24 protein-coding genes and 2 tRNA genes are annotated in these 25,196 nt (G+C 62.6%); 20 read left to right on the top strand and 6 right to left on the bottom strand.

What is annotated here, in order from left to right; genetic code table 11:
* Positions 1 to 13 precede the first annotated feature (13 nt).
* From tig to DTX69_RS19490, 11 genes are all read left to right on the top strand, one after another.
* Positions 14 to 1,339: a trigger factor gene (gene tig, locus DTX69_RS19540; protein ID WP_119303232.1), complete on the top strand. Its 1,326-nt coding sequence runs from the start codon at positions 14 to 16 to the stop codon at positions 1,337 to 1,339.
* Positions 1,340 to 1,437: 98 nt separating this feature from the next.
* Entirely contained in the window at positions 1,438 to 2,076 is a 639-nt protein-coding gene (clpP, locus tag DTX69_RS19535; RefSeq protein WP_119303231.1) for an ATP-dependent Clp endopeptidase proteolytic subunit ClpP, read from the top strand.
* A 233-nt stretch (positions 2,077 to 2,309) separates the two neighbouring features.
* On the top strand, positions 2,310 to 3,575 hold the full coding sequence (gene clpX, locus DTX69_RS19530) for an ATP-dependent Clp protease ATP-binding subunit ClpX (RefSeq protein WP_119303230.1): 1,266 nt from the start codon (positions 2,310 to 2,312) through the stop codon (positions 3,573 to 3,575).
* Between the two features lie 283 nt (positions 3,576 to 3,858).
* Entirely contained in the window at positions 3,859 to 6,273 is a 2,415-nt protein-coding gene (gene lon / locus DTX69_RS19525; RefSeq protein WP_119303229.1) for an endopeptidase La, read from the top strand.
* A 190-nt stretch (positions 6,274 to 6,463) separates the two neighbouring features.
* Positions 6,464 to 6,736, top strand: coding sequence for an HU family DNA-binding protein (locus DTX69_RS19520; protein WP_119277421.1), 273 nt, complete (start codon positions 6,464 to 6,466; stop codon positions 6,734 to 6,736).
* 204 nt (positions 6,737 to 6,940) lie between these two features.
* Positions 6,941 to 7,016 (top strand) — tRNA-Val (locus DTX69_RS19515).
* A 23-nt stretch (positions 7,017 to 7,039) separates the two neighbouring features.
* Complete coding sequence (locus tag DTX69_RS19510) at positions 7,040 to 7,372, top strand: GIY-YIG nuclease family protein (protein ID WP_162917366.1); 333 nt, start codon at positions 7,040 to 7,042, stop codon at positions 7,370 to 7,372.
* A gap of 8 nt (positions 7,373 to 7,380) precedes the next feature.
* Positions 7,381 to 8,313: a hypothetical protein gene (locus tag DTX69_RS19505; protein WP_284735925.1), complete on the top strand. Its 933-nt coding sequence runs from the start codon at positions 7,381 to 7,383 to the stop codon at positions 8,311 to 8,313.
* Positions 8,314 to 8,660: 347 nt separating this feature from the next.
* Positions 8,661 to 10,340, top strand: coding sequence for a formate--tetrahydrofolate ligase (locus DTX69_RS19500; RefSeq protein ID WP_119303227.1), 1,680 nt, complete (start codon positions 8,661 to 8,663; stop codon positions 10,338 to 10,340).
* Between the two features lie 123 nt (positions 10,341 to 10,463).
* On the top strand, positions 10,464 to 11,999 hold the full coding sequence (locus DTX69_RS19495) for an HAL/PAL/TAL family ammonia-lyase (protein WP_119303226.1): 1,536 nt from the start codon (positions 10,464 to 10,466) through the stop codon (positions 11,997 to 11,999).
* A 61-nt stretch (positions 12,000 to 12,060) separates the two neighbouring features.
* Positions 12,061 to 12,993, top strand: a complete 933-nt coding sequence (locus DTX69_RS19490; RefSeq protein ID WP_119303225.1) for a bifunctional helix-turn-helix transcriptional regulator/GNAT family N-acetyltransferase — start codon at positions 12,061 to 12,063, stop codon at positions 12,991 to 12,993.
* Here DTX69_RS19490 and hutC read toward each other — a convergent pair.
* Positions 12,980 to 13,693, bottom strand: coding sequence for a histidine utilization repressor (gene hutC, locus DTX69_RS19485; RefSeq protein WP_284735924.1), 714 nt, complete (start codon positions 13,691 to 13,693; stop codon positions 12,980 to 12,982). The genes DTX69_RS19490 and hutC overlap by 14 nt on opposite strands.
* Positions 13,694 to 13,794: 101 nt before the next feature.
* Between hutC and DTX69_RS19480 the strand changes: the two genes are divergently transcribed.
* Entirely contained in the window at positions 13,795 to 15,162 is a 1,368-nt protein-coding gene (locus DTX69_RS19480) for a formimidoylglutamate deiminase (protein WP_119303223.1), read from the top strand.
* Here the strand turns inward: DTX69_RS19480 and DTX69_RS30760 are convergent.
* The 5 genes from DTX69_RS30760 to hutU all read right to left on the bottom strand — a co-directional run bounded on the left by DTX69_RS30760 (position 15,159) and on the right by hutU (position 19,871).
* Positions 15,159 to 15,542: a DUF6404 family protein gene (locus DTX69_RS30760; RefSeq protein ID WP_119303222.1), complete on the bottom strand. Its 384-nt coding sequence runs from the start codon at positions 15,540 to 15,542 to the stop codon at positions 15,159 to 15,161. The genes DTX69_RS19480 and DTX69_RS30760 overlap by 4 nt on opposite strands.
* A gap of 61 nt (positions 15,543 to 15,603) precedes the next feature.
* Positions 15,604 to 16,395 carry an N-formylglutamate deformylase gene (gene hutG, locus DTX69_RS19470; protein WP_119303221.1) on the bottom strand — a complete coding sequence of 264 codons (792 nt, stop codon included), beginning with the start codon at positions 16,393 to 16,395 and terminating at the stop codon, positions 15,604 to 15,606.
* Positions 16,392 to 16,976: a HutD/Ves family protein gene (locus DTX69_RS19465; protein ID WP_119303220.1), complete on the bottom strand. Its 585-nt coding sequence runs from the start codon at positions 16,974 to 16,976 to the stop codon at positions 16,392 to 16,394. Before DTX69_RS19465 ends, hutG begins: the two co-directional genes overlap by 4 nt.
* Positions 16,973 to 18,199 (bottom strand): imidazolonepropionase, encoded by a 1,227-nt coding sequence (gene hutI / locus DTX69_RS19460; protein ID WP_119303219.1) that lies wholly within the window; start codon positions 18,197 to 18,199, stop codon positions 16,973 to 16,975. Before hutI ends, DTX69_RS19465 begins: the two co-directional genes overlap by 4 nt.
* A 1-nt stretch (position 18,200) precedes the next feature.
* Positions 18,201 to 19,871, bottom strand: a complete 1,671-nt coding sequence (gene hutU / locus DTX69_RS19455) for a urocanate hydratase (RefSeq protein ID WP_119303218.1) — start codon at positions 19,869 to 19,871, stop codon at positions 18,201 to 18,203.
* 151 nt (positions 19,872 to 20,022) lie between these two features.
* Here hutU and DTX69_RS19450 point away from each other — a divergent pair, with 151 nt between their 5' ends.
* The 8 genes from DTX69_RS19450 to nuoE all read left to right on the top strand — a co-directional run bounded on the left by DTX69_RS19450 (position 20,023) and on the right by nuoE (position 25,193).
* Positions 20,023 to 20,940, top strand: coding sequence for a DMT family transporter (locus DTX69_RS19450; protein WP_119303217.1), 918 nt, complete (start codon positions 20,023 to 20,025; stop codon positions 20,938 to 20,940).
* Position 20,941: 1 nt separating this feature from the next.
* Positions 20,942 to 21,430, top strand: coding sequence for a 2,4'-dihydroxyacetophenone dioxygenase family protein (locus tag DTX69_RS19445; RefSeq protein WP_162917364.1), 489 nt, complete (start codon positions 20,942 to 20,944; stop codon positions 21,428 to 21,430).
* Positions 21,431 to 21,509: 79 nt separating this feature from the next.
* Positions 21,510 to 21,586: transfer RNA gene (locus tag DTX69_RS19440), tRNA-Asp, on the top strand.
* Between the two features lie 240 nt (positions 21,587 to 21,826).
* On the top strand, positions 21,827 to 22,192 hold the full coding sequence (locus DTX69_RS19435; protein ID WP_119303215.1) for an NADH-quinone oxidoreductase subunit A: 366 nt from the start codon (positions 21,827 to 21,829) through the stop codon (positions 22,190 to 22,192).
* A gap of 4 nt (positions 22,193 to 22,196) precedes the next feature.
* Positions 22,197 to 22,757, top strand: coding sequence for a NuoB/complex I 20 kDa subunit family protein (locus DTX69_RS19430; RefSeq protein WP_119303214.1), 561 nt, complete (start codon positions 22,197 to 22,199; stop codon positions 22,755 to 22,757).
* 27 nt (positions 22,758 to 22,784) lie between these two features.
* A complete protein-coding gene (locus DTX69_RS19425) occupies positions 22,785 to 23,390 on the top strand; it encodes an NADH-quinone oxidoreductase subunit C (RefSeq protein ID WP_119303213.1) in 606 nt (201 codons plus the stop codon).
* Position 23,391: 1 nt separating this feature from the next.
* Entirely contained in the window at positions 23,392 to 24,570 is a 1,179-nt protein-coding gene (locus DTX69_RS19420) for an NADH-quinone oxidoreductase subunit D (RefSeq protein ID WP_119303212.1), read from the top strand.
* A complete protein-coding gene (gene nuoE / locus DTX69_RS19415) occupies positions 24,567 to 25,193 on the top strand; it encodes an NADH-quinone oxidoreductase subunit NuoE (protein WP_119303211.1) in 627 nt (208 codons plus the stop codon). Before DTX69_RS19420 ends, nuoE begins: the two co-directional genes overlap by 4 nt.
* Positions 25,194 to 25,196 lie beyond the last annotated feature (3 nt).

Genomic DNA, 25,196 nt, shown 5'->3' with positions numbered 1-25,196 from the left:
ATAGAGCCCTTCCATGCAGATCACCGAAACCAACGCCACTGGCCTCAAGCGTGAATACAAGGTCGTCGTTCCTGCAGACGCGCTCCAGGGACAGATCGAGAGCCGCCTGAGGGAGCTGGGCGAGCGGATCCGCATGCCGGGCTTCCGTCCGGGAAAGGTGCCGCTGCAGCTGTTGAAGCAGCGCTATGAGAAGTCGGTGATGGGCGAGGTGCTGGAGAAGACCGTGCACGAGGGCTCGCACCAGCTTTTGAACGAGCGCAACCTGCGGCCGGCCGGTCAGCCCAAGGTCGAGATCGTGGCGTTCGAGGACGGCAAGGACCTCGAGTTCAGCGTTGCGATGGAAGTGATCCCGGAGATCACGCCGGTCGATTTCAAGACCCTCAAGCTGGAGCGCACGGTTGTCGACGTGCCCGATTCCGAAATCGAAGAAAGCCTGCAGCGCCTGGCCAAGCGTCAGCGCAAGCCCGAGGCGGCGGCGGATGATCACGCGGCACAGTCGGGCGATGTCGTGGTGATTGATTTCGTGGGCCGGGTCGACGGCGAGGAGTTCGAAGGCGGCAAGGCCGAGGATTTTCACCTTGAGCTCGGCTCGGGCATGTTCATCCCGGGCTTCGAGGATCAGCTCATCGGTCTGAAGAAAAGCGACAAGAAGACCGTGCAGGTCACGTTCCCCGCCGAGTACGGCAACAAGGAGTTGGCGGGCAAGCCTGCCGACTTCGACGTGACGGTGAAGCAGGTCAGCCAGCTGAAGGATCAGCCGATCGACGACGAGATGGCAAAGGCGCTGGGCGCCGACGATCTGGAGACGTTGCGCAAGCGCGTGCGCGAGCAGATTGAACGCGACTACACGCTGGCCGCGCGCGCCCGCCTGAAGCGCGTCCTTCTTGACCAGCTGGCGGACAAGCACGATTTCACGCTGCCGGAGGGCCTGGTCGAAGCGGAGTTCGAGGCGATCTGGAAGCAGATCGAGGCGGACATGAAGGCCGATCGGTTGGATGCTGAGGACAAGGGCAAGAGCGAGGAGCAACTGAAGAGCGAGTATCGCGATATTGCCAAGCGGCGCGTGAAGCTTGGCCTCCTGCTCTCGGAAGTGGGCCGCTCCAACAATATCCAGGTTCCGAATGATGATTTGACGCGGGCCATTATTTCCGAGGCCCGCCGCTTCCCAGGACAGGAGAAACAGGTCATCGAGTTTTATCAAAAGTCGCCGGAGGCTTTGAATCAGCTCCGTGCGCCCATATATGAGGACAAAGTTATCGACTTCATTCTGGAGCTCGCGCAAGTTTCGGAGCGCCGTGCGACGCCCGAGGAGTTCCGCAAGGAAGGCGAGGCCGCCTGATCGCAGTGCAATTGCACAGCGCCAGACCAAGCGTATGATCGGCGGCAGATGGTGATTCGCCGGCGGTGCCGGATGACAGTGTTTTAATGAGGGCTCAGATGATTAGAGACCGCGATCCGATCGACATCTACAACAACATGCTGGTCCCGATGGTGGTCGAGCAGACCGCACGCGGCGAGCGGGCGTTCGACATCTACTCGCGGCTGCTCAAGGAGCGCATCATTTTCGTCGTGGGTCCGGTCAATGACCACATGGCGAGCCTGGTTTGCGCCCAGCTTTTGTTCCTGGAGTCCGAGAATCCCAGCAAGGAGGTCTCGCTCTACATCAACTCGCCGGGCGGCGTGGTGACCTCGGGCCTCGCGATGTATGACACGATGCAGTATGTCCGACCGGACATTTCTACCATCTGCGTCGGCTTGGCTGCTTCGGCGGGCTCGCTGCTCCTCGCCGCGGGCGCAAAGGGCAAGCGCTTCAGCCTGCCGCACTCGAACATCATGATCCATCAGCCCTCCGGCGGGTTCCAGGGCCAAGCTTCAGATATCGAGATCCACGCCAAGGAGATCCTGAAGACCCGGGATCGCCTGAACAAGATTTACGTCAAGCACACCGGGCAGGATCTGAAGGCGATTGAAGACGCCATGGAGCGCGACCGGTTCATGACCCCTACAGAGGCGAAAGAGTTCGGGCTCGTGGACGAGGTCATCGCCGAGCGTCCTCGGACGGACGAGCAGAGATAAAGTTCTTAACCCTTTGCTGACCATTCCGGGACTAGCCTGGATTCGGCCCGAAATAGGCCGATCGGGCAATCGCGCTGGACCCGAACCAGTGTCATATATTGGTCCGGCGCCACAGTGCGGCGGTCGGACGGCGCACAGCGGCATAAAGCCGTTGTGCGGACGATTCCTCCAAGGCTAACATGGCGTTCGAGGCAGGGCCGAATCTGGCCGGCTGAGGTGTGAACGGATAGCGAATGAACAAGTCCAGCGGCAGCGATTCAAAGAACACCCTCTACTGCTCCTTCTGCGGAAAGAGCCAGCATGAGGTCCGCAAGCTGATCGCCGGCCCGACCGTCTTCATCTGCGATGAATGCGTCGAGCTGTGCATGGACATCATCCGAGAAGAGCACAAGACGACCCTGGTGCGCTCGCGGGACGGTGTCCCGAGCCCGCGCGACATTTGCAAGGTGCTGGACGATTACGTGATCGGGCAGGAGCACGCCAAGAAGGTGCTCTCCGTCGCGGTGCACAATCACTACAAGCGCCTGGCGCATGTCGGGAAGCAGAACGACGTCGAGCTGTCGAAGTCCAACATCCTGCTGGTCGGCCCGACCGGTTGCGGCAAGACGCTTTTGGCCCAGACGCTGGCGCGCATCATCGACGTGCCGTTCACCATGGCCGACGCCACGACGCTGACCGAAGCCGGCTATGTCGGTGAGGATGTAGAGAACATCATTCTGAAGCTGCTGCAATCCGCCGACTACAATGTCGAGCGCGCGCAGCGCGGCATCGTCTACATCGACGAAGTCGACAAGATCAGCCGCAAATCCGACAACCCGTCGATCACCCGCGATGTATCGGGCGAAGGCGTGCAGCAGGCGCTGCTGAAGATCATGGAAGGCACCGTTGCTTCGGTTCCCCCGCAGGGTGGGCGCAAGCATCCGCAGCAGGAGTTCCTGCAGGTGGATACGACCAACATCCTGTTCATCTGCGGCGGTGCGTTTGCGGGCCTTGAGAAGATCATTGCGCAGCGCGGCCGCGGCGGCTCCGCCATCGGCTTCGGCGCCGACGTGCGCGGTCCGGACGACCGGCGCGCGGGCGAAGTGCTGCGCGAGGTCGAGCCGGAGGACCTGCTGAAGTTCGGCCTCATCCCGGAATTCGTCGGCCGCCTGCCCGTCGTGGCGACGCTGGAGGACCTGGACGAAGAAGCCCTGGTCAAGATCCTGACGGAGCCGAAGAACGCGCTGGTGAAGCAGTATCAGCGGCTGTTCGAGATGGAAGACGTCCGCCTCGATTTTGCCGAGGATGCGCTGGGTGCGATCGCGCGCAAGGCGATCGCACGCAAGACCGGTGCGCGCGGCCTGCGGTCCATCATGGAAGCGATCCTTCTCGAATCGATGTTCGACCTGCCCAGCCTTGATGGCGTCGAAGCCATCGTGATCAGCCGGGAAGTGGTCGAGGGCAAGGCCAAGCCGCTGTACATTTACACGGATCGCCGGGGCGACGCTGCCGGGGCGTAGCAGCCCCGCATCCGCTGCATCCGGGACTTGCTGACCGTGCCCTTGAAGGGGCCCGAGCTGTCCACCAGATAGTTAACGGAACAACGGGCAATCGCCCGCCCATCGTGCGCCGTTATGACGCGCCTGCCGCAATTCGCCCACCTTTGTTCGGCATGGTTCGTGCAGGAGGAATAGCGGACGTACGCCGCCCCATATCGGCCGGTAAACCTAGGTCGGTCAAGCAGTTGCGAGGGGGTACCGGCGGGGTTAGTCTGCCTGTTGAATTGTTGGAGTCTGCATTGCGATGACGCAAGAAAATCCCGTCCTACAGAAGTATCCGGTCCTCCCGCTGCGGGACATTGTGGTCTTCCCCCACATGATCGTGCCGCTGTTCGTCGGGCGCGAAAAGTCGGTGCGCGCTCTCGAAGACGTGATGAAGGAGGACAAGCAGATTCTCCTTGTCACCCAGCGCAACGCTGCCCAGGACGATCCCGGCCCGGCAGATATGTACAGCGTCGGCACGGTCGGCACCGTCCTGCAACTGCTGAAGCTGCCCGACGGCACCGTGAAGGTGCTGGTTGAAGGCGGCATGCGCGCGAAGATTGCCGAGTTCCCGGAGATCGATCCCTTCTTCGTCGCTCGCGCCGACGAGATGGCGGAGAGCGATAATGAGGGCAAGGAGGTCGAGGCGCTCGCCCGCTCCGTGATCACGCAGTTCGAGCAGTACATTAAGCTCAACAAGAAGATTCCGCCGGAGGTGCTGGTCTCGGTCAACCAGATCGATGATCCCTCGAAGCTGGCCGACACGGTGGCCTCGCATCTGACGCTGAAGATCGCCGACAAGCAGGAGCTGCTCGAGATCGCGTCAGTGTCGGCGCGTCTGGAGAAGGTGTTCTCCTTCATGGAGGGCGAGATCGGCGTCCTGCAGGTAGAGAAGCGCATCCGCTCGCGCGTGAAGCGTCAGATGGAGAAGACGCAGCGCGAGTACTACCTGAACGAACAGATGAAGGCGATCCAGAAGGAGCTGGGCGAATCCGAGGACGGTCGCGACGAGCTGGCCGAGCTCGAGGAGCGCATCAAGAAGACCAAGCTCTCGAAGGAAGCGCGTGAGAAAGCCGGCGCAGAGGTCAAGAAGCTGCGCACCATGAGCCCGATGTCGGCAGAAGCCACGGTCGTGCGCAACTACCTCGACTGGCTGTTGTCGATTCCGTGGAACAAGCCGACCAAGATCAAGAAGGACATCAGGCTCGCCGAAAAGGTCCTGAACGACGACCATTATGGTCTCGAGAAGGTCAAGGAGCGCATCCTCGAGTACCTCGCGGTGCAGCAGCGCCAGAAGAAGATCAAGGGTCCGATCCTGTGCCTCGTCGGTCCCCCGGGCGTCGGCAAGACCTCGCTCGGCAAGTCGGTCGCGCGGGCGACGGGCCGTAACTTCATCCGCATCTCCCTCGGCGGCGTGCGCGACGAAGCGGAGATCCGCGGCCATCGCCGGACCTATATCGGCTCAATGCCCGGCAAGATTATCCAGGCAATGAAGAAGGCAAAGTCGTCGAACCCGCTGTTCCTGCTCGACGAGATCGACAAGCTGGGGCAAGACTGGCGCGGCGACCCGTCATCGGCGCTGCTAGAGGTTCTGGACCCCGAGCAGAACGTCAACTTCAACGACCATTACCTGGAGGTCGACTACGACCTGTCGGACGTGATGTTCATCACGACCGCCAATACGCTGCGCATGCCGCAGCCGCTGATGGACCGCATGGAGGTCATACGCATCCCCGGCTACACCGAGGATGAGAAGGTGGAGATCGCGTTCCGCCACCTGATCCCCAAGCAGATGAAGGATCATGGCCTGAAGAAGGCGGAATGGACGTTGTCGGAAGACGCGGTCCGCGATCTGGTGCGCTACTACACGCGCGAGGCGGGTGTCCGCAACCTGGAGCGCGAGATCGCCAATCTGGCGCGCAAGTCGATCAAAGAGATTCTGATGAAGAATCTCAAGAAGGTCTCGATCAGCCGCCGTAACGTGGCGAAATTCGCGGGTGTCCGGAAATTCCGCTATGGCGAGGCGGAGGCGAAGGACATGGTGGGCGTCGTCACCGGTCTTGCCTGGACCGAAGTGGGCGGCGACATCCTGACCATCGAGGCCGTCACGGTGCCCGGCAAAGGCAAGGTGATCGCGACCGGCAAGCTCGGCGATGTGATGAAGGAGTCGGTCCAGGCCGCAGAATCCTTCGTCAAGTCGCGCGCGGCCGAGTTCGGCATCAAGCCGACCTTGTTCAATCGCAAAGACATCCACGTGCACGTGCCGGAAGGCGCGACGCCGAAGGATGGACCCTCCGCCGGTGTTGCGATGGTGACGACGATCGTGTCGGTGCTTACCGCTATTCCGGCGCGGCGCGATGTTGCGATGACGGGCGAGGTCACGCTGCGCGGTCGCGTGTTGCCGATCGGCGGCTTGAAGGAGAAGCTGTTGGCCGCGCTGCGCGCGGGCATCAAGACCGTTCTCATTCCATCCGAGAATGAGAAGGACTTGGCCGACATTCCGGACAACGTGAAGCGTGGTCTGGAGATCGTGCCGGTAGCGACTGTCGATGAAGTGCTGAAGAACGCGCTCGCCAGTCCGCTTACTCCGATCGAGTGGATCGAACCGGCGGAACCAGGCACACCTGTCGGTACCGAGAAGCCGGGCGATGAGGACGTCGGCATTGTGACGCACTGATCGCACAGCATTTTCCGCTTCTAACAAACATCTGACAAACAGGCTGAGAGCCGCGATTATCCTGGGGATAATCGCGGTTCTCGCATTGACTGTTTCGAAAACCGGGCTCTAAAATCTCGCGTTCAGGGCCTAGCAGAACCAATCCAGCCAAATCAATCTATCCGGTCTAAAGAGCAAGGGGGGGTACCCAGTGAACAAGAACGATTTGATTGCGGAAGTGGCCGACGATACCGGCCTTTCCAAATCAGACGCAGCCCGCGCCGTCGATGCCGTGTTCGACGCGATCACGAAGGCGCTGAAGAAGAACAACGAGGTGCGCCTGGTCGGATTCGGTACCTTCAGCGTCGCGAAGCGCGCGAAGTCGAAGGGGCGCAATCCCCGCACTGGTGAAGAGATCCAGATCCCCGCATCCAAGCTGCCGAAGTTCAAAGCCGGCAAGGGCCTCAAGGACGCGGTCAACTGAAGGCAGGTTGATTCCGCACTTCGGTGCGATGAAGAACCGGCCGCTCTGATCAAGCGGCCGGTTTCATTTTAGCTGCGGTCATCTGAAGGGAAGCGTCAGCTTCTCATCACCTATGGTGTGGCTTCCATTGTGCCGGCACTAGATTGGCCCGGCCGAGGCAAGCACTTGTGTCGGCAGCACTGATTCTCTAAACCAAACTGGGTAGGGCGATTAGCTCAGTTGGTAGAGCGCTTCCTTTACACGGAAGATGTCGGCGGTTCGAGTCCGTCATCGCCCACCACGCTTCGCCCTATCGGGCTACGCGTGGCACAGCCACGAGAGACCGACAGGGCGAAGCGTGTCCGGCATAGCTGGAGCGAAGCGCAAGCGAAGACGGACTGGAGGGAAAGGGCAATCTGGTACGTCTACATCATCCGCAGCGTGGCCCATCCTGACCAGGAATATGTCGGTGCCAGCGAAGATCTCAAGCAGCGCATTGCTGATCACAATGCACGGAAATCGGCGCATACGTCGAAGTACACGCCCTGGAAGCTAATCTGGTACTGCGGCTTTCCAGACAAGTACAGAGCACTGGCTTTCGAGAAGTACCTGAAGTCACATTCTGGAAGAGCCTTCGCGAAGAAGAGATTGCTTTAGCCAGGGCTATGGATTCCATTCCTTTCATCAAGATTGCTGATATTCCAGCCTTTCCGGAGGAATACTCTCTTGTCACCCAATCCGTGGCGGATGACGGCAGCTTGCTATTCCTGTTCGTCGAGGCTGCGGGAACGGAAGCCGTGCGCGGTATGGAAAGCCGGGGCGGTGCGCGCTTCGCGCGGACCAGGATGGACCTGCCGATGCGGTTTCGGCTGCTCAGGATGGAGGAGGGTGGGTGCTTCGTCACCGATCTCCCGCCGCTCGACATTACCTTCCCTCTGATCGACGTTTTCCCAGACGGCAAAGTGCTCGTCGCTGGCGCGCGGTGCGCCTGGTATGAAGAGGGCGAGTTCGACCTGAACGAGACCGTCTACGATCCCGTGACCGGCGGTTGCACAAGGATTCTACTAGGCGACGGCATCGTCCAGCTCCACGTCGATCGACGTGGCTTGATCTGGGTTTCGTATTTCGATGAAGGCATCTTCGGGAACTTCGGCTGGGGCAATCCCGGGCCTCTTCCGATTGGCGCGGCCGGTCTAGCCTGCTTTTCCGAAAGCGGCGAAAAGGTATGGGAGTTTGAGGGTAAGGTTGAGGATTGCTACGCGCTGAACGTCTCCGGATCGGAGGCATTTGCGTACTACTATACCGAGTTTCCTATTTGCCGCGTGTCAGGCGATTTCCGCGTGACCAGCTGGAGGACCGAGCTGCGCGGGTGCCGTCACCTTGCCGTCAGCGGATCAAAGGTGCTGCTATCGGGCCAGTACGATGACCCGCCAGGCACCGGCTATGTTGGTCTGCTTGACGGCGACGCATTAAAGGACGTGCAGCCAGTGGGCCTAATACTGCCGAATACATCACGCCTTCCGACGCACCGCTTGCTCGGCCGCGGAAAACATCTGCACTACTTCGGCGACGATGCCATCTATCGCACGACCGTCTAGTAAAACGGGCCGCTGCCTTGCGACAGCGGCCCGGCTAGCCGGGCATCGATGGGGGACGGGGCATTCACCCGGCTGGGACCTTGACAGTCTATTGACGGGCCATGAATCAGAGATAAAGAAAACACCGGCTTTTACTTTGATTTGATTGGAGTTTTCGGGGTTGGCAGGCCGTTGGCACGGCACAAAAGCCCAATGAAATCCGACGTTTGAACAACGGAATCTCGACAAGAACCGTCGCGTTCAGACTTTCGACGGTGGGGGAATCTCCATAGGCTTCAGCGAATTTTTCGAGGCGCTTCAAGGTGGCGCCCCGGGGGAACCATTAGATCTGCAGGAGTAACGGGTCCATGAACAAGAAAGTGGGCAGCGATATCGAAATCGCGCGCGACGCGACCATGAGGCCGATCCGCGAGGTCGCGAACAAGCTCGGCATTCCGGACGAGCATCTGCTGCCCTACGGCCATACCAAGGCCAAGATCTCGATGAAGTTCGTTGAATCCTTGAAGGACAAGCCGGACGGCAAGCTGATCCTCGTCACCGCGATCAGCCCGACGCCGGCTGGCGAAGGCAAGACCACCACGACCGTCGGCCTCGGTGACGGCCTCAACCGCATCGGCAAGAAGGCGATCATCTGCCTGCGTGAGCCGAGCCTTGGTCCCTGCTTCGGCGTGAAGGGCGGTGCTGCCGGCGGCGGCTACGCGCAGGTCGTGCCGATGGAAGACATCAACCTGCATTTCACCGGCGATTTCCACGCCATCTCGACGGCGCACAATCTGCTCGCCGCGCTCATCGACAACCACATCTACTGGGGCAACGATCTCGCCTTCGACACGCGCCGTGTCGCATGGCGCCGCGTGATGGACATGAACGATCGCGCGCTGCGCTCGATCGTGAACTCGCTGGGCGGCACGCCAAACGGCTTCCCGCGCGAGGACGGCTTCGACATCACCGTCGCGTCCGAAGTGATGGCGATCTTCTGCCTGGCGCGCGATCTGAAGGATCTGACGCAGCGCCTCGGCAACATCATTGTGGGCTACACGCGCGAGAAGAAGCCGATCTACGCGCGCGATCTGAAGGCCGAAGGCCCGATGACAGTCCTGCTGAAGGACGCCATTGCGCCGAACCTGGTACAGACGCTGGAGAACAATCCCGCCTTCATCCATGGCGGTCCGTTCGCCAACATCGCCCATGGCTGCAACTCGGTGATCGCGACCACGACCGCGCTGAAGATGGCGGACTACGTGGTGACGGAGGCCGGCTTCGGCGCCGACCTGGGTGCCGAGAAGTTCTTCGACATCAAGTGCCGCAAGGCCGGCCTGAAGCCCGCGGCCGCGGTCATCGTCGGCACGATCCGAGCGTTGAAGATGCACGGCGGCGTCGCCAAGGAAGATCTCGGCAAGGAGAACATCGAGGCGCTGAAGAAGGGTGCCGCCAACCTGGCGCGCCATATCGAGAACGTGAAGAAGTTCGGCGTGCCGCCGGTGGTGGCGATCAATCGGTTCGTGGCCGATACCGATGCCGAGCTCGATACGGTCCGGCAGACCTGCGCCGAGCTCGGCGTCGAGGCGATCGAGTGCAACCACTGGGCCTATGGCTCGGCGGGCATCGAAAAACTCGCCCACACTGTCGTGCGCATGACCGAGCAGAAGAGCAATTTCACCTATCTCTACCCGGACAACATGCCACTGTGGGACAAGGTGCGCACGATCGCCCAGAGCCTTTATGGCGCCCAGGGCATCATCGCCGACAAGGTGGTGCGCGACCGCTTCCACGACCTGGAGAAGATGGGCTTCGGCAATTACCCGGTCTGCATGGCGAAGACCCAGTACAGCTTCTCGACCGATCCGAACCTGAAGGGCGCGCCCAGCAACCACGTGGTGCCGGTCCGGGAGGTGCGGTTGTCGGCCGGCGCCGAGTTCATCGTCGTCATCTGCGGCGAGATCATGACCATGCCCGGCCTGCCGCGCGTTCCATCGGCCAATAACATCAAGCTGAACGCCAAGGGCGATGTCGAGGGCCTGTTCTGATCCTAGACGTCATTCGAATTTCTCAAGGGTCGGTCCCGCAAGGATCGGCCCTTTTTCTTTGACGGGATTGGGCGCTTGCCGTAAGGCACATACGTACCTGTCTATACAAGTAGGAAGGCATCAATGTCGGCTCGAGGGCTTGGGCAGCCGCTCATTCTACGCGATGCAGCACCGCTGACTTGCGAGGAGATCGCCGCGATCTCCCACGGCCGCGCGCGCCTCACGCTCGGCCCCGCCGCACACGCCAAGCTGGAGAATGGACGCGCCATCGTCGAGCGCATCCTGGCAAGCGGCGAGCGCGCCTACGGCATCACCACCGGCCTCGGCGCGCTGAGCGATGTGAAGCTCGCGCCGGACGAACTGGCGCAGATCTCGCGCAACACGTTGTTGAGCCACGCCTGCGGCGTCGGTGAGCCGCTCCATCCGGCCGAGATGCGGTCCATCATGGTCGCGTTGGTCAATGATATGTGCCACGGCCATTCGGGCGTGAGCCCGGCGGTCGTGGACCAGCTTGTCGCCTTCCTTAATCACGGCATCAATCCGGTCGTGCCAAGCCAGGGCTCGGTCGGCTACATCGTGCACGGCGCGCATATCGGCCTGGCGCTGCTCGGCATCGGCGATGTGGAGTACGGCGGCGGCCGCATGCCGGCGCGCGAAGCGATCGTTGCCGCCGGATTGCAGCACATCGACGTCGGGCCGAAAGATGGGCTGTGCCTGGTCAATGGCACGCGCTGCCTCGCCGGCTTGTCATGCCTGGGCGTCGTCGAAGCGGCGCGTCTCGCCGATTGGGCCGACATCATTGCGGCTCTGTCCTTCGAAGCCTTGAAGGGGCAGACCGACGCATTCGACGAAGAGGTGCTGGCGCTGAAGCCGCACGCCGGCGTGGTCGCGGTCGGTAGGCGTCTGCGCGGCCTGCTCAAGGGCAGCGAGGTGATGGCGCATTTTCGCGGCCATCGCACGCAGGATGCGCTGTCTCTCCGCTCAATCCCGCAGGTGCACGGCGCCACGCGCGACCAGCTGGAGCATGCGCGCCGGCAGATCGTGGTCGAACTCAAGTCGGCCACCGACAACCCGCTGGTGATCGGCACGCCGGATTCCTATCGCGTGATCTCCAATGCCCATCCGCACGGCCAATCGGTGGCGATGGCCGTCGATCTGATGGCGCTGGCGGTGGCGGAGCTTGGCTCGATCGCGGAGCGGCGCATCGACCGCTTGCTCAATCCCGCGACCAGCGGCCTGCCGGCCTTCCTCGTGAAGCAGCCCGGCGTCAATTCCGGCTTGATGATCGTGCAGTATGTCGCGGCGTCGTTGGCGGCGGAGAACAAGCGCCTCAGCCAGCCGGCGGTTGCCGACAACTACGTCACCTCCGCCCAGCAGGAGGACCACATCAGCCTGGGCACTCCGGGGGCGCTCAAGGCGCTGAAGGTGATCGACAACACCAGGCGCATCCTGGCGATCGAATATCTGTGCGCCACGCAGGCGATCGAGTTCCTGCCCAGGCTTGCGCTGGGCGAGGGGACTGGTGGGGCGTACCGCCGGCTACGCGGCGAGATCCCCTCCATGGAGCAGGATCGGTATCTGAGCCCGGACATCGCGCTGATCGAGGCCAGGATGCTCGAGCCGGACTGGCTAAGCGAGATCGAGGCGCTGCTCAGATAGTTGCTAAAAGCAACTAAATCTGTTATCTCTGGCAACTATATAGGTTCCCGGAGAGGCAGAGATGGAGCAACAGGCACTGTGTGTCGAAGCCGTGCGCCGGTTCTCGCGTTTCTACACGCGCCAGGTCGGCGTCCTCCATGAAGGCTACAACGGCAGCGAATTCTCGCTGACCGAGGCGCGGATCATCTACGAACTGGCCCATCGCGAGGCCGCGACGGCGTCCGATCTGGCCAAATATCTGGGTCTCGATCCCGGCTATCTCAGCCGCGTCCTGAAGAATTTCCAGGAACGTGGGCTCGTGCAGCGCCAAGCTTCCGACGTGGATGCGCGGCAATATCTGCTCAGCCTGACCGAACTCGGACAGATGCGCTTTGCGGAGCTCAACGCGCGCTCGCGCAACGACATGGTGCAGATGCTGGGCACCCTCACCGCGCGGCAGCAGCAGCGCCTGGTTAGTGCGATGAGCGAGATTGAGACGTTGCTCTCCGCCGAGCCGGAGCGCGGTGCGTCCTATATCTTGCGGCCGCATCAGCCGGGCGACATCGGCTGGGCGGTGCAGAAGCACGGCGAACTCTACGCGCGCGAATACGGCTTCGATGAGAGCTTCGAGGCGCTGGCGGCTGAAATCGGCGCGAAGTTCCTGAAGGAGTTCGATCCAAAGAAGGAACGCGCCTGGATCGCCGAGAAGAACAGCGAGAATGTCGGCTGTGTGTTCCTGGTTCGGCAGTCAGACGAGATCGCGAAGCTGCGCATGCTGCTGGTCGATCCGAAGGCGCGCGGCCTCGGTATCGGCAAGCGCTTGGTCGAGGAGTGCATCCGCTTCGCGCGCGACCGCGGCTACAAGAAGATCACGCTCTGGACCAACGACATCCTGGTCACAGCGGGCCATATCTACAAGCAATGCGGCTTTAAACTCGTCGCAGAGGAACGGCACCACAGCTTCGGCCACGACTTGGTCGGGCAGACGTGGGAGTTGGACCTTAGAGCGCCTTGAACTTCCCGCGCAGGCGGTAGCGGCCGCCAGGATAAAGCAGGCGCACGTAGCTCACGTGCCGACCATTCGACCAGGTGGTGCGGGTGAGGGAGAGGCACGGCTCGTTGGGCTCGATCTTCAGTAGCTTGCGTTCGGCTGATGTCGCATGCACGGCGTCGATCACATGCTCCGCTTCGGAGATCGGCGCTGTTGCCATCAGGTAGACGTAGGGAGTCTGGGCGCTGAAGTCCTGGTCCAGGTACTCCGGCGCCAGCGCCGGAACGACGTAACGATCCTCGATCTGCACCGGCATGTCATCTTCAGAGTGTACATGCACGGAATGGAAAACCGCTTCACCTGTCTTCAGCCCGAGCGCTTGCGCGATATCGGTGCTCGCCTTCTCCTTGCGGAGAGTGAGCACCTGTGAAGTATGGCGATGGCCGCGCCCGGTGATCTCATCGGCGATGTTGCGTACCTCGAACAGCGCTGAGATCGGCTTTGGCTCGGCGACGAAGGTGCCGACACCCTGGACCCGGATCAGCCGGCCATCGAGCGTCAGCTCGCGCAGGGCGCGATTGATCGTCATCCGGCTAACGCCCAGGTCGCGGACCAGCTCCGATTCCGAGGGGATGCGGTGACGCGGCTGCCATTCGCCGGAATCAATGCGGTCGGTAATCATACGCTTGACGCGCGAATATCGGGGCAGGAGTTCGGTATTCAACAGATTCGGGTCCGTTCCTGTCTAGACAGGCTTATGCCAGACATGATTTGTAACCTCAAGTGTACCGCCCCCATTCAACACTGCAAAGAAGCCATTCGCCCATGAAGGTCCTCCACGCGCCCCTCGCTTGGCTCGCCGATGGCTGGCAATCCGATGTCCGGGTCGAGATCGACGCCGCCGGCGCGATCAAGGCCGTGTCGCGCGGAGCGGCACCGCAACCGGGCGATGAGCGTATCGCCGGGCCGCTGCTGCCCGGCATGCCGAACCTGCATTCGCATGCGTTCCAGCGCGCGATGGCGGGCCTCGCTGAAGAGGCGCTCAATCCCCAGGACAGCTTCTGGACCTGGCGCGAGCTGATGTACCGCCTCGTCGGCCGCCTGACACCGGAGCAGGTGCAGGCGATCGCGACGCATCTCTATATCGAGATGCTGAAAGGCGGCTACACGTCGGTGGCCGAGTTCCACTATCTGCATCATCAACCGGGTGGCGTGCCCTACGCCAATCTGGCGGAGATGGCGGAGCGTATCGCGGCAGCGGCCGAAGCGTCCGGTATCGGGCTCACTTTGCTGCCGACCTTCTACGCCCATGGCGGTTTCGGCGGACAGCCGCTGGCCGACAAGCAGCTGCGCTTCAGGAACGATGTCGAACACTATCTGAAACTGATCGATGGCGTCGATCGTGCCTGTAAGCGGATCGACGCTGATTGGGGCCTCTGCTTCCACTCGCTGCGCGCGGCGACCGAGGCGGAGATGAAGGCGGTACTCGCGGCCTGTCCTGGCGAGCGGCCGATCCACATCCACATCGCCGAGCAGATGAAGGAGGTTGAGGATTGCCGCGCCTGGTCCAATCGGCGGCCGGTCGAATGGCTCTATGACAAGTTCGAGATCGATGGTCGCTGGTGCCTGATCCACGCGACCCATGTGTCGCCCGACGAAGTGCACATGATGGGCCACAGCGAGGCGGTGGTGGGCCTCTGCCCGACGACTGAAGCCAATCTCGGCGACGGCATTTTCCCGGCGCAGGAGTTCCTGGCGGCGAACGGCGCGTTCGGCGTCGGCTCTGATTCGCACGTGTCGGTGAGCGCGCTCGAGGAACTGCGTTGGCTGGAATACGGTCAGCGCCTGAGTCACAAGCGCCGCAATCGCCTGAGCGCCGGCGACCGGCCGGAAGTGGCCGATACGCTCTACAGCGCGGCGTTGCATGGCGGCGCTCAGGCCGTGCGCAAGCACATCGGCGCGATCGCGGCGGGAAGGCGCGCGGATTTCGTTGTGCTGGACGGCGACCACCCGATGCTGGCCAACGTCGCGCCAGCCAAGCTCCTCGGCCGCTGGCTGTTCGGCGGCAACGACAGCTGGGTGAAGGACGTGATGGTCGGCGGCAAGTGGGTGGTGACGGACAGATACCATGCCGGCGAGGCAGCGGCGCATGACGCGTTCAGCGCAGCGATGTCGGCGCTGATGGCGGCCTAGTCAAAGACGTCGACAAGGTCGGGCAACTCATCCCAATCCGGCAGATCGTGCTTTCTTGCAAGCCTGCGGTAGTAGGCAGCCAAGGCCGCGCCGAACAGCGGACCGGAAATGCCGGACCACAGCACCGCTGCCGTTACTGACTGCCCATCGTCCTGCCATGACAAGATCCACATCCCAGTGCCCCAGCTGAGAGCGTACAGAGCCCCATGGAGCAAGGCGTTGGCGCCAAAACTAGCGAAGAGCGGAGGCCGTACAGTGATACCTACCGACCACAGAACACGAGTAAGGAAGTAATTGCGCTTTCCCCGTATTAGTCCCTTTTGCGCAAGCAGCGCATGAGCTGCGTCCAGCCTTCGCTGGAAAGACTCCCAGTCACGCACGGCTAAGCAGCACCCCAAGTGTCGTTCGCTTGATAGCTTAGGGGGGAGTACAGTGGCGAATCTAGGGCCGCCAGTCGATCATCGTTTGCACCATGCGCTGCAGGATGGGTTGCACCTTCTCCGCCAGGTCGGGTCGGTAGTCGAACGGCGGCTGCTCGTTCATGTAGGTGCGTTGCGCCAGCTCCAGCTGCACGGCGTGGACGTTGTAGTCCGGTTGACCGTAATGGCGCGTGATGTGGCCGCCTTTGAAGCGGCCGTTGACGACGTGCCGGTAGCCGGGTGCGTCGCACACCTTGGCGACCGCGCTGGCCAGCGAGGGCGCGCAGCTCTTGCCGTCATTGGTGCCGATGTTGAGGTCGGGCAGCAGCCCGTCGAACAGCCGCGGAATCTCGCCGCGGATTGAATGCGCATCCAGCAGCACGGCGTGGCCGAACTCGCCTTTGATGCGGTTCAACTCGGCCATCAGCTTGCCGTGATAGGGGCGCCAGATTCGCTCCTTGCAGGCGGCTTTCATCTCGTCGCTGCGCATCTTTCCATGCAGGAAGATCGACGTGCCATCGAACAAGGTTTCGGGGAAGAGGCCGGTCGTAGCGCTCTGATAGAGTGGCGCGTCGTCTTCCGGTCGATTGAGATCGATGGCGAAGCGCGAGTAGCGTGCCATCAGGAGACTCGCGCCCATATGCGCCGCGAAGCCGTAGAGCTGAGGGATGTGCCAATCTGCGTCGGGCAGGGCGCGCGCTTCTGGCGTCAACAGCGCGGCGACCTCTTCGGGGAGCAGCAGGCCCGGATGCGGCATGGAGATCAGCAGCGGCGTGCGGCCTTGAATGAACTCGTAGGGATGCTCGATCCTCATAGTGCCGCCTGCTGATGTGGCTCGATTACGACGACGGCCAGGATGGTCGGCGCGAAGGCCCGCGCTGTCACGCCGCCGTATGTACCGGCGATCCAGCTGTCGCTGGCCGACAGCGCGTGGATAGTGCCGGATTCCAGCTCGATCCGGCCGCGCAACACGTGCAGCGCAGCAACATTCTCCGCAAAGGGCTGAGAGGCGCCCGGCGCGAGGTGCGAGACTCGCAGCGCGCCACTGCCATAGCTGCGCGCCACCATCAGGTTGAAATCACGGATCGGCCCCTCGACCAGGCGACAATCGGCCTTGGCGTCGCCGGAAAAGGCGAGAGGCTTGAATGGGTCATCGATTTGACGGACTTGCCCGTCGATGGTGAGCTCCATGCCTTTGCCCTCGATCACCATGATCCAGCGGTCGATGCCGGGAAACACCGAGAACGGTCCATCGCTGGCGACGTCCGCGATGCTGAGCCGCCACAACATCTCGCCATCCGGCGAGGCGGCCTTCCAGATCTCGGTCGTGGTGCCGCCGCCATTCTTCCATGGCATGCGCTGATAGTTGTCCGGATGAAGCACGCGACCCGTCATGACGCGAGGCTCCGGCTGCGCCAGCGGCCTGCTTGGATGACACCTGCGCAAGGATTGCCTCCAAGCCAATAGCTGAGCTCGGCGGGCTGGCCGATGTTCCAGATGACCAGATCGGCCACATAGCCGGCGCGCAGCTGTCCATGCGTTGCGCCCAGACCGAGCGCTGCGGCGGCGTGCCTGGTGACACCCGCCAACGTCTCTGCCGGCGTCATGCGGAACAGCGTGCAGGCCATGTTCATCATCAGCAGCAGTGAGAGGGCGGGGGAACTGCCAGGGTTGCAGTCCGTCGAGATCGCGATGCGAACGCCATGCTTGCGCAGTGCATCGAGGGGCGGCAGCTGTTTCTCTCGCAGAAAGAAGAATGCGCCGGGCAGCACCACGGCGACGGTTCCGGCCTCGCCCATCGCGGCGATACCTTGCTCGGAACTATATTCAATGTGATCGGCGGAGAGGGCACCATAGCGCGCCGCGAGGGCAGCACCGCCCATGTCGGAGAGCTGGTCCGCGTGGAGCTTCACCGGCAGGCCCAGGGACTTTGCCTTGTCGAACACGCGTGCCGTCTGCTCGGCGGTAAACGCGATACGCTCGGAGAACGCATCCACGGCGTCGGCCAAATCATCGGCCGCAATCGCGGGCAGGATTTCGTTACAGACCAGATCAATGTAGGCGTCGGGCTTGCCGGCGAACTCGGGCGGCAAGGCATGGGCCGCCAGGCACGTGGTCTTCACCGTCACCGCACATGCGGGACCCAGAGCACGTGCCACGCGCAACTGCTTGCGCTCGTTCTCGACGTTCAGGCCGTAACCGGACTTTATTTCGATCGTCGTCAGGCCTTCCGTCATCAAGGTGTCCAGGCGCGCCTTGGCCGCTACCAAGAGCTCGGCCTCGCTGGCCGCACGGGTCGCACGTACGGTCGACACAATGCCGCCACCGCCCTTGGCGATTTCCTCGTAGCTGGCACCTTTGAGGCGCTGCTCAAACTCGCTGGCGCGTTCGCCGCCGAACACCAGATGCGTGTGGCAGTCGATCAGGCCAGGCGTGACCCACCGGCCGCCGAGCGAGACCGTCTCCTTCGCGCCTTGCTTCGGCAGATCGGCGCGCTTGCCGATCCAGACGATGCGGTCGCCTTCGATGGCAATGGCCGCATCCTCGATTACGCCATAGCCCTCCGCCTCCGCCATGGTGGCGGCGCGGCAATCGGTGAGGAGGAGGTCCCAACCCATCTCAGCCGTTGACCATCGGCAGCTTCAGACCCTGCTCGCGCGCGCAATCGATCGCGATGTCGTAGCCCGCATCGGCATGGCGCATCACGCCGGTGCCAGGATCGTTGGTCAGCACGCGCTCGATGCGGCGCGCAGCTTCCGCCGTACCGTCGCAGCAGATCACCATGCCGGAATGCTGCGAGAAGCCCATGCCGACACCGCCGCCGTGATGCAGGCTGACCCAGGTTGCGCCCGAAGCGCAATTGAGCAGCGCGTTGAGCAACGGCCAGTCGGAGACAGCATCAGAACCGTCCTTCATGCCTTCGGTCTCGCGGTTCGGGCTGGCGACCGAGCCTGAATCCAGGTGGTCGCGGCCGATCACGATCGGCGCTTTGAGCTCGCCCTTCGCTACCATCTCGTTGAAGGCGAGGCCGAGCTTCGCACGCTCACCCAGGCCGACCCAGCAGATGCGTGCCGGCAGGCCCTGGAACTTGATGCGCTGCTGCGCCATGTCGAGCCAGTTGTGCAGGTGCGGGTTGTTCGGGATCAGCTCCTTCACCTTGGCATCGGTGCGGTGGATGTCCTCCGGCTCGCCGGAGAGCGCAGCCCAGCGGAACGGGCCGACCCCGCGGCAGAACAGCGGGCGGATGTAAGCTGGCACGAAACCGGGGAAGTCGAATGCGTTCTCGACGCCGGTCTCCTTCGCCATCTGGCGGATGTTGTTCCCGTAGTCGAAGACGGGAATGCCCAGCTTGTGGAAGCCGAGCATCGCGCGCACCTGTACCGCCATGGATTCCTTCGCGGCCTTCACCACCGCTGCTGGATCGCGCTGCCGCATGTCCGCGGCGTGGGAGAGTGACCAGCCGGCCGGTAGGTAGCCGTTCAGCGGATCATGCGCGCTAGTCTGGTCCGTCACCATGTCGGGTCGCACGCCGCGCTTCAGGATCTCGGGGAAGATCTCCGCTGCGTTGCCGAGCAGGCCAACGGAGATTGCCTTGCCGTCCTTCTTCGCGCGTTCGAGCATCGCGAGCGCTTCGTCCAGTGAAGACGCCTTGAAGTCCAGATAGCGTGTTTCCAGCCGCCGCTCGATGCGCGAGGGCTCGCACTCGACCGCGAGCATCGAAGCGCCCGCCATCGTGGCCGCGAGCGGCTGCGCGCCGCCCATGCCGCCGAGGCCGCCGGTCAGGATCCAGCGCCCCTTAAGATCGCCGCCATAGTGCTGGCGCCCCGCTTCGGCGAAAGTCTCGTAGGTGCCCTGCACGATGCCCTGGCTGCCGATATAGATCCAGGAACCGGCGGTCATCTGGCCGTACATCATCAGGCCCTTGGCATCGAGTTCGCGGAAATGCTCCCAGGTCGCCCAATGGGGCACGAGGTTCGAATTCGCGAGCAGGACGCGCGGTGCATCCTTGTGAGTCTTGAAGACGCCGACCGGCTTGCCCGACTGGATGAGCAAGGTCTCGTCTTCGCTCAGCGCCTTCAAGCTGTCGACAATGCGGTCAAAGCACTCCCAGTTGCGGGCGGCGCGGCCGATGCCGCCATAAACCACCAATTCGTTCGGGTTCTCGGCCACGTCCGGGTCGAGGTTGTTCATCAGCATGCGCAGCGGCGCCTCGGTAAGCCAGGACTTGGCATTGAGGGCGGTGCCGCGCGGGGCGCGGATGGTGCGGGCGTTGAAGCGGGTTCCGGTCATGACAAAATCTCTAGGTTGTATATACAAGTCTATACAGCACGGTTCTGACAGGCTCAAGGTCGATAAGGGTCGGGGCAATGTCGGCGGCCCGATAGCGGCGCCGCGAACGGTCGGTTAGCGTCCGCCGGCCTTTTCTGGGGGAGAGTTTGAAATGGGGGCGGCGGCGAGGTCCAGCAGATATCGAAGCCGTTATCTTTGGGGCATCGCGTGCTGCTGCCTGGCGACCCTGGGCTGGAGCTTGAGCGGCCTGTTTGTCCGTTGGGTGCCGGAGCTGGACGGATGGGGCGTCAACGGCTATCGCGCCCCGGCAACTGCAATCTGCCTGCTGATCTATCTGGCGCTGCGCTATCGAGGCGATCTTAAGCGCCATCTATGGCCCGAGCAGCCGCAGGCCCTATTCGTGGTGGGGACATTCTTCGGGGTTGGCTCGACGCTCTACGTCTATGCCCTCACCATGGGGACTGTGGCGAGCGTCTCCGTCCTCGGCGCGACCAGCCCGTTCTTCGCCGCCATGCTGGCGTGGCTGGTCATGCGCGAGCGGGCCTCGGCGGTCTCGCTCGCCGCGACGGTGATTGCGCTCGTCGGTGTCGCGGTCGTCGTCCAGGCCGAAATGTCGGCGCTGGCAACCGGCTTCGCGGCGGCAGTCATTTCGCTCGGCTATGCCTTCTGCTTTGCCGGCCAGACGGTCTGGCTCAGGCGCTATCGCGACCTGGAGATGATTCCCGGCATCGCCCTCGGCGGGTTGATGGTGTTCGCGTTCGTCGTGATCTTCGTTGGTTTGCCGTCCCTGCCGCTCTGGCAAGTCGGCCTCTTGGCCCTGATGGGGCTGGTGCAGTTGGCTTTGCCGCTGATCCTGTTCGCGGAGGGGGCCAAGCATGTGCCGGTGGTGCCGGCCATGCTGATCGCCCTGGCGGATGTGGTATTGAATCCGTTCTGGGTCTTGCTGGTGCACGGCGAGCAGCCGCCGTCCGGCACGGTGGCTGGCGGGGTGCTCATTCTCTCCGCAATCATCGGCGCCACCCTGTATGAGAGCCGCCGCCAACGCGTTGCCGCCCAGCAGGAGGTTTGACTTGGCCAGTCCGCACATCTTCTCCGCCGTCAATCTGATGAGCGAGCTGGTCATCGACACCGAGGGCGACAATAAGCACTGGATCCAGCTGACCGACGATGTGCGGCAGCGGCCGCTGCTGTTCGACTGCACCAATGGAGCCTGGGCCAATCTGCTCGCCATCCGGCCGGGCGGGCGGCTCAAATGCCACTATCACACGGGGCCGGTGCATGCCTTCGTGCTGAAGGGCTCCTGGCGTTATCTGGAGCACGATTGGGTGGCAGGCGAGGGGACCTTCGTCTATGAGCCGCCCGGCGAAATCCACACGCTAGAAGCCGACCCGAAAACCGGCATGACGACCTTTTTCGTGACCCGCGGAGCACTTATCTATACCGATGAGCGCGGCCAGCAGATCGGATTCGAGGACGTGTTCACGCGGCTTGAGAGATTTCGCCGCCATGTGGCTGAAAACGGCCTCGATCCGGCGACAGTCGAGCGTATGATTCGCTAGTGGGTTAGCGCCGAAGGATTGTTGACACTCTAGGGTGCATCATATATTTCACCGCGACCGCAAAGTTGGTGGCCATTGCGCGGGTGTAGCTCAGTTGGTTAGAGCGCCGGCCTGTCACGCCGGAGGCCGCGGGTTCAAGTCCCGTCACTCGCGCCATTTCCCGCCCTCCGCAACCCGTTTGCGTCTGCGCTGTTTCCCAGATAACCGCCGAGAAACAAACGCATTTTTGCGATTTGCTGCAGCGCTTTTTACGCTTTCGCACTGCGACATTGGGCACTATAGTGTCGCCGCTTTGACGGGGATGAGTCGGGTCCCGTTCGCGGTTTCTGCCAGTGCCGCGGGATGGGCGATGGAGGGCCGGCGGCGTTCGCCGATTGGCCGGTCTCGGGTGATTGAATGAACGAGCTTCTACGCGAGTATCTGCCAGTCCTGATATTCATCATCGTGGCTGCCGGATTGTCCGGGATCATGGTGATTGCCTCACTGGTCCTGGCGCGGCAGAAGCCGGATTCGGAGAAGTTGTCGCCGTACGAGTGCGGATTCGAGGCGTTCGACGACGCCCGCAGGCAATTCGACGTACGGTTCTACCTGGTCTCGATCCTATTCATCATTTTCGACCTCGAAGTGGCATTTCTGTTCCCCTGGGCTGTTTCGCTCAGCAACATCGGGATGTTCGGCTTCTGGTCGATGATGATTTTCCTCGGCGTGCTCACCATTGGATTTATCTACGAGTGGAAGAAGGGCGCGCTGGAGTGGGAGTAACGAAATGGCGAATGCCCAAGTAAGCGTAAACCTCGTGCGAGCGCCTCAGCCGCTACCCCCCGGCGCGGATCAGGACCTGGTCCTGAAGGCGGTCACGGATGAACTCTCCGATCGCGGCTTCGTGGTCGCGCAGCTCGACAAGCTCGTGAACTGGGCGCGCACCGGCTCGCTCTGGCCGATGACCTTTGGCCTGGCCTGCTGCGCGGTCGAGATGATGCACGCCTACATGGCGCGCTACGACCTCGATCGCTTCGGTGTGGTGCCCCGTGGCACGCCGCGCCAGTCCGACGTGATGATCGTCGCGGGCACGCTGTGCAACAAAATGGCGCCGGCCTTGCGCAAGGTCTATGACCAGATGGCGGAGCCGCGCTGGGTTATCTCCATGGGCTCCTGCGCCAATGGCGGCGGCTACTATCACTATTCCTACTCGGTCGTGCGCGGCTGCGACCGAATCGTTCCGGTGGACATCTATGTGCCAGGCTGCCCGCCCACCGCGGAGGCGTTGGTCTACGGTATTCTGCAACTGCAGAAGAAGATCCGCCGCACGACGACTATCGCGCGTTAGGCAGAGGTTGGGGCGGGGCGGACACGCATGAGCACTGTCTATCGCGAACTTGGCGATTTCATCGCGGCGGCGCTTGGCCCGTCGATCGACACGGTCGACGTGAAGCTCGGCGAGTTGATGGTCACCTGCGCGCCCCGGAATCTCATCAAGGTGATGAAGTTCCTGCGCAACGACAGCAACTGCCGCTTCGAGATGCTGCTCGACATCTGCGGTGTCGACTATCCCGACCGCGAGCAGCGCTTCGACGTCGTCTACCATCTGCTGAGCCTCAAGCACAACTACCGCATCCGCGTGAAGGTGCCGGCGAACGAGGACGAATCGGTCCCGTCGGTCGTCGATCTGTGGCCGACTGCAGGCTGGTTCGAGCGCGAGGCGTACGACCTCTACGGCGTCTTCTTCGAAGGCAATCCGGATCTGCGCCGCATCCTGACCGATTACGGCTTCGAGGGGCATCCGTTCCGCAAGGATTTCCCGCTCACCGGCTATGTCGAGGTCCGCTACGACGTGAGGCAGAAGCGTGTGATCTATGAGCCGGTGAAGCTCCGGCAGGAGTTCCGCACATTCGATTTTGAGAGCCCGTGGGAAGGCATGTTGCATCCGCGCCGCCTGCCGGGCGACGAGAAGGCGCCGTAAGATGGCCGAGACCCTGATCAAGCCGCTCACCGTGAATTTCGGGCCGCAGCACCCGGCTGCGCACGGCGTGTTGCGCATGGTGATGGAAATGGATGGCGAGGTGGTGCGCCGCATCGACCCGCACATCGGCCTCCTGCACCGCGGCACCGAGAAGCTGATCGAATACAAGACCTATCTGCAGGCGATTCCCTATTTCGATCGCCTCGATTACGTGTCGCCGATGGCGCAAGAGCATGCTTTCGTGCTGGCCATCGAGAAGCTGCTTGGCGTCGAGGTGCCGGCACGTGGGCAGTATATCCGCGTGCTGTTCGATGAGATCACGCGCATCCTGAATCACCTGCTCAACATCCCCGCATATGCGATGGATGTCGGCGCGGTCACGCCGTTCCTCTGGGCGTTCGAGCAGCGCGAGCTGCTGATGGAGTTCTATGAGCGCGCCAGCGGTGCGCGCATGCACGCCAACTACTACCGTCCGGGCGGCGTGCATCAGGATCTCCCTGCAGGCATGCTCGATGACATCTGGGCTTGGACGGAGCAGTTCCCGAAGGTCGTCGACGATCTCGAAGAACTGCTGACGGAAAACCGCATCTTCAAGCAGCGCCTGGTCGATATCGGTGTGGTCAGCGCCGAAGATGCGATCGCCTGGGGCTTCACGGGTCCGATGCTGCGCGCCAGCGGTGTGCCGTGGGATCTCCGCAAGGCGCAGCCTTATCTCGTCTATGACAAGATGGATTTCGACATCCCGGTCGGCAAAAACGGCGACTGCTACGATCGTTACCTCGTGCGCATGGAAGAGATGCGCCAGTCGCTGAAGATCATGCACCAGTGCATCCAGAACATGCCGGGTGGTCCCGCAACGTCGGTCGACCGCAAGGTGACGCCGCCGCCGCGGTCGGAGATGAAGCGCTCGATGGAAGCGCTGATCCACCATTTCAAGCTCTATACCGAGGGCTTCCATGTGCCGGCGGGCGAAACCTACACGGCGATCGAAGCGCCGAAAGGCGAATTCGGCGTCTATCTCATCTCCGACGGCAGCAACAAACCCTATCGCTGCAAGATCCGCGCGCCGGGATTCGCGCATCTGCAGGCGATGGAATTCTGTTCCAAGGGATACATGCTGGCGGATTCGGTGGCGATCCTCGGCTCCATGGACATTGTGTTTGGCGAGGTCGATCGATGAGTGGCGGCGACAACAAGGACGTGCTGCAGCCGGCGAACTTCGCCTTCACGCCCGAGAACCGGGCGGAGGCGGATCGTATCATCGCGAAGTATCCGACCGACAGGCAGGCGAGCGCCGTATTGCCGTTGCTCTATCTGGCGCAGCGCCAGGTTGGCTGGGTGCCGCGCGCGGCGATGGACCACGTCGCCGAGATCCTCGATATGGCGCCGATCCGTGTCTACGAGGTCGCGACCTTCTACACCATGTTCCACCTGGAGCCGGTCGGGAAGTATCACCTGCAGGTCTGCCGCACCACGCCGTGCTGGCTGCGCGGCGCAGATCAGATGACGGAAACCTGCAAGAAGAAGCTCGGCATCGGCCTCAAGGAAGTCACGAAGGACGGTCTGTTCTCGCTGATCGAAGTCGAGTGCCTCGGCGCCTGCGCGAATGCGCCGGTGGTGCAGATCAACGACGACTTCTACGAGGACCTCGACCCCAAGAGGCTGGAATGGATCCTGGACGAGCTTGCCGCCGGGCGCGTGCCGCCGTTCGGCTCGCAGAGCGGCCGCAAGGGTGCCGAGCCCGCAGGTGGCCCGACCACGCTGAAAGAGATCGCGCGCCCGACTGGCGCGCCGGCTGAGTGACCC

Source organism: Dongia deserti (assembly GCF_003574735.1).
In the GTDB taxonomy this organism is placed as follows: domain Bacteria; phylum Pseudomonadota; class Alphaproteobacteria; order Dongiales; family Dongiaceae; genus Dongia_A; species Dongia_A deserti.
Note: the sequence above shows the minus strand (reverse complement) of the source record. Positions and strands in the feature narration are given on the sequence as shown.

Excerpts from the sequence above, each read along its gene's own strand:
- DTX69_RS19480 (WP_119303223.1), top strand. The coding sequence starts at position 13,795 with ATGAAGGTCCTCCACGCGCCCCTCGCTTGGCTCGCCGATGGCTGGCAA.
- hutU (WP_119303218.1), bottom strand. The coding sequence starts at position 19,871 with ATGACCGGAACCCGCTTCAACGCCCGCACCATCCGCGCCCCGCGCGGC.
- tig (WP_119303232.1), top strand. The coding sequence starts at position 14 with ATGCAGATCACCGAAACCAACGCCACTGGCCTCAAGCGTGAATACAAG.
- DTX69_RS19495 (WP_119303226.1), top strand. The coding sequence starts at position 10,464 with ATGTCGGCTCGAGGGCTTGGGCAGCCGCTCATTCTACGCGATGCAGCA.
- DTX69_RS19450 (WP_119303217.1), top strand. The coding sequence starts at position 20,023 with ATGGGGGCGGCGGCGAGGTCCAGCAGATATCGAAGCCGTTATCTTTGG.
- DTX69_RS19490 (WP_119303225.1), top strand. The coding sequence starts at position 12,061 with ATGGAGCAACAGGCACTGTGTGTCGAAGCCGTGCGCCGGTTCTCGCGT.
- hutG (WP_119303221.1), bottom strand. The coding sequence starts at position 16,395 with ATGAGGATCGAGCATCCCTACGAGTTCATTCAAGGCCGCACGCCGCTG.
- DTX69_RS19430 (WP_119303214.1), top strand. The coding sequence starts at position 22,197 with ATGGCGAATGCCCAAGTAAGCGTAAACCTCGTGCGAGCGCCTCAGCCG.
- nuoE (WP_119303211.1), top strand. The coding sequence starts at position 24,567 with ATGAGTGGCGGCGACAACAAGGACGTGCTGCAGCCGGCGAACTTCGCC.
- hutI (WP_119303219.1), bottom strand. The coding sequence starts at position 18,199 with ATGGGTTGGGACCTCCTCCTCACCGATTGCCGCGCCGCCACCATGGCG.
- DTX69_RS19420 (WP_119303212.1), top strand. The coding sequence starts at position 23,392 with ATGGCCGAGACCCTGATCAAGCCGCTCACCGTGAATTTCGGGCCGCAG.
- DTX69_RS19435 (WP_119303215.1), top strand. The coding sequence starts at position 21,827 with ATGAACGAGCTTCTACGCGAGTATCTGCCAGTCCTGATATTCATCATC.
- DTX69_RS19465 (WP_119303220.1), bottom strand. The coding sequence starts at position 16,976 with ATGACGGGTCGCGTGCTTCATCCGGACAACTATCAGCGCATGCCATGG.
- DTX69_RS19500 (WP_119303227.1), top strand. The coding sequence starts at position 8,661 with ATGAACAAGAAAGTGGGCAGCGATATCGAAATCGCGCGCGACGCGACC.
- lon (WP_119303229.1), top strand. The coding sequence starts at position 3,859 with ATGACGCAAGAAAATCCCGTCCTACAGAAGTATCCGGTCCTCCCGCTG.
- clpX (WP_119303230.1), top strand. The coding sequence starts at position 2,310 with ATGAACAAGTCCAGCGGCAGCGATTCAAAGAACACCCTCTACTGCTCC.
- DTX69_RS19505 (WP_284735925.1), top strand. The coding sequence starts at position 7,381 with ATGGATTCCATTCCTTTCATCAAGATTGCTGATATTCCAGCCTTTCCG.
- DTX69_RS19425 (WP_119303213.1), top strand. The coding sequence starts at position 22,785 with ATGAGCACTGTCTATCGCGAACTTGGCGATTTCATCGCGGCGGCGCTT.
- clpP (WP_119303231.1), top strand. The coding sequence starts at position 1,438 with ATGATTAGAGACCGCGATCCGATCGACATCTACAACAACATGCTGGTC.